The following is a 2,505-nucleotide window of genomic DNA, read 5'->3' on the forward strand; positions in this document are numbered from 1 at the left end:
CCGCCTTTCCCTATGCTCGCGGGGTGGACAACATCGTGGGCTCGGGGGTGCTCGCCGTCGTCGCGGGGGCGGTCGTGGCGGTGCTGGCCTTCGTGCCGTTCGTGGCGCTCAGTTACCGTCGGCGGGGCGGCCTGACCCTCTGGCGCTCGGTGCTGTGGGCGGGGGCCGCCGTGTATTTCTGGGCGATCTGGACGTACACCCTCATCCCCCTGCCCGACTCCGAGGTGTACCGCTGCGCAGGGGTCAACCTGCGCCCGTTCGAGTTCGTCGACGAGATCCGCGCGGCCGTCGCCGTCTCGGGCCGCTATCTAACCGACCCCGTCGTGCTGCAGGTCGCGCTGAACGTGCTGCTGTTCCTGCCTCTCGGGTTCTTCCTGCGGGTGCTCGGGGGGCGCGGCATCCTGATCGCGGGTCTCGCGGGCCTGGCGACCTCGGGCCTCATCGAGACGACCCAGCTGACCGGCGTGTGGGGCCTCTTCCCGTGCGCGTACCGCGTGTTCGACGTCGACGATCTGATCGCGAACACCTCGGGGGCTCTGCTGGGCTCGATCCTGGCGTTCGCGGTGCCCGCGCAGCATCGCGGTCTGACGAAGCGGGCGGATGCCGAGCACCCCCGTCCCGTGGCCCGCCGCCGCCGGCTGCTCGGGATCGTCTGCGATGTCGTGGGTGTCGGCCTCGTCGGCTTCGCGGTGTCGATCCTGGTGCAGGCCGCGATCGCGCTCACCCTCGGCGATGCCGCGACCTTCTCGACCGACGAGGTCGCGTCTCTCGCCGGAACCCTCGTCTCAGCGGGCGTCTGGCTCGGCGTCATCCTGGTGGCTGGTCGTTCGGTGGGCGATCTCGCGACCCGGGTGCGCTTCACGAACGGGCTGCTGCCGGGGTGGCTCGCCCGGCCGCTGCGGTTCACGACCGGGGCGGGGGCCTATGCGATGCTCGGCGCCCTGCCGGCGCCGTGGTCGCTGCTGGCGCTCGTGCTGGCGCTGGCGACGGCCGCGCTGCTCGTCGTGTGGCCCGACGGTCGGGGCCTCACCGGCTGGATCGGTCGCCGCCGTCTCGTCGACGACCGCGCCGGCGTGCAGAGCCCGACGGTGGATCGCCTTCGCCGGGTCCGATGACAGGGTTTGCCATCGGTCGTATCCTGGCGGTATGGCGACGATGAACATCTCTCTCCCCGACGAGTTGCGCGCGTTCGCGGATGAGCAGGTCGCCGCGCACGTCTACGCCTCGAGCAGCGAGTACGTCCGCGAGCTGATCCGGCGCGATCGCGACGATGTGCGGCTCCGTGAGGCGGTGATCGCGGGCCTTCGATCCGGTGACGGGTCCGAGATCGATCCCGCGTACATCGACCGCCTGCGTGCTCGCGCCGCCGGTGACAGATGACCGCTCGCGTCGTCTCGTCGCGCGCCGCCGACGACGACCTCTTCGGAATCATCGACTATTACCGTCAGGCGGCTGACGCCGAGACCGCCGAGCGATTCGTCGACGCCGTCGAGGCGGGTATCCGCCGCATCGCGGACTTCCCGTCTGCGGGCTCATCCTCCGCAGAGGTCCGCACGGGCATCCCGGGTCTGCGCAGCATGACGCTCGATCGTTTCCCGTACCACCTGCTGTACACGATGGACGACGACGCGGTCCGTATCCACCGCGTCCTCCACGTGCGGCGCGATGCCGAACGGAGCTTCGGGGACTGAGTCGCCGCGCCCAGGCGGGCCGGAGCGGTGCCCCCCGCCCGCGCGGGAACGCTCACGCGCCGGCCCCCGACACGACGTCCCGGAGCAGGGCGCGGCGCGGAGCTCAACCGGCCGCGGAGAATTCCCCGGCGAGAACGCCCATCAGCACCTCGTCGTGGAAGCGGCCCCCGTGGAACGCCACCGCCCGACGTACGCCCTCGCGGACGAAACCCGCCTTCTCGTAGGCGCGCAGGGCTCGCGTGTTGAAAGCCCACACCCGCAGCTCGACCTTGTTCAGGCCCAGCTCGTCGAAGGCGTAGCGCAGCATCGTGCGGGTGGCATCCGGTCCGTAGCCCCGGCCGACCGCGTCGGGGCCGATGATGATCGCGAAGGTCGCCACGCGCGCCGGCAGGCCGCCTCCCCACAGCGTCGTGTGCCCGATGAGTCGTCCCTCTTCGTCGTCGATGCTGAAGCCGGCCCCGCCGGGGGAGTCGTTGCGGCTCCACGCCTGGAACATCTCGCGCACGGATGGCGCGGGCCGATGCTGCACGCCGCCCTGCTGCAGAACCGCCGCGTCGTCGCGACGCCACCAGTCCACGAGAGGGTCGAGATCAGCGTCCGTGGTCGCCCGCAGGCGGACCCGTTCGCCGCGCAGAAGGCCGGCTCCGTAGGCGAGGGCCGAGGCGGTGTCGCGGAGGTCGTCCATTCCTCGACCGTAGCGCGGCGGCGCCGTGGTGCGGGGTTCGCGGGCGGGCGGTGGGGTGCAGGCATCCGGGGCCGGGGTGTCGGGCGTGGGCCCCGCCAACACCCCGCACGTATCTCGCCGCCGGAGCAC

At 71.9% G+C, this 2,505-nt stretch carries 4 protein-coding genes; 3 read left to right on the plus strand and 1 reads right to left on the minus strand.

The features are described from left to right. Positions 1 to 23 precede the first annotated feature (23 nt). Genes DBR36_RS08045 through DBR36_RS08055 form a run of 3 tightly spaced genes read left to right on the plus strand, consistent with a single transcriptional unit; the run spans position 24 to position 1,691 of the window. Positions 24 to 1,115 carry a VanZ family protein gene (locus tag DBR36_RS08045; protein WP_258222624.1) on the plus strand — a complete coding sequence of 364 codons (1,092 nt, stop codon included), beginning with the start codon at positions 24 to 26 and terminating at the stop codon, positions 1,113 to 1,115. Between the two features lie 31 nt (positions 1,116 to 1,146). Further along, on the plus strand, positions 1,147 to 1,380 hold the full coding sequence (locus DBR36_RS08050) for a type II toxin-antitoxin system ParD family antitoxin (protein WP_108318359.1): 234 nt from the start codon (positions 1,147 to 1,149) through the stop codon (positions 1,378 to 1,380). Beyond that, on the plus strand, positions 1,377 to 1,691 hold the full coding sequence (locus DBR36_RS08055) for a type II toxin-antitoxin system RelE/ParE family toxin (RefSeq protein ID WP_108318361.1): 315 nt from the start codon (positions 1,377 to 1,379) through the stop codon (positions 1,689 to 1,691). Before DBR36_RS08050 ends, DBR36_RS08055 begins: the two co-directional genes overlap by 4 nt. Positions 1,692 to 1,794: 103 nt before the next feature. On the opposite strand, the gene DBR36_RS08060 is transcribed toward DBR36_RS08055, so the two are convergent. Next, the gene (locus tag DBR36_RS08060) at positions 1,795 to 2,376 is read right to left on the minus strand and encodes a GNAT family N-acetyltransferase (protein WP_108318363.1); all 582 of its coding nucleotides are present in this window, start codon (positions 2,374 to 2,376) and stop codon (positions 1,795 to 1,797) included. Positions 2,377 to 2,505: the final 129 nt, after the last annotated feature.

The organism is Microbacterium sp. HMWF026, from assembly GCF_003061325.1.
Lineage (GTDB): Bacteria > Actinomycetota > Actinomycetes > Actinomycetales > Microbacteriaceae > Microbacterium > Microbacterium testaceum_E.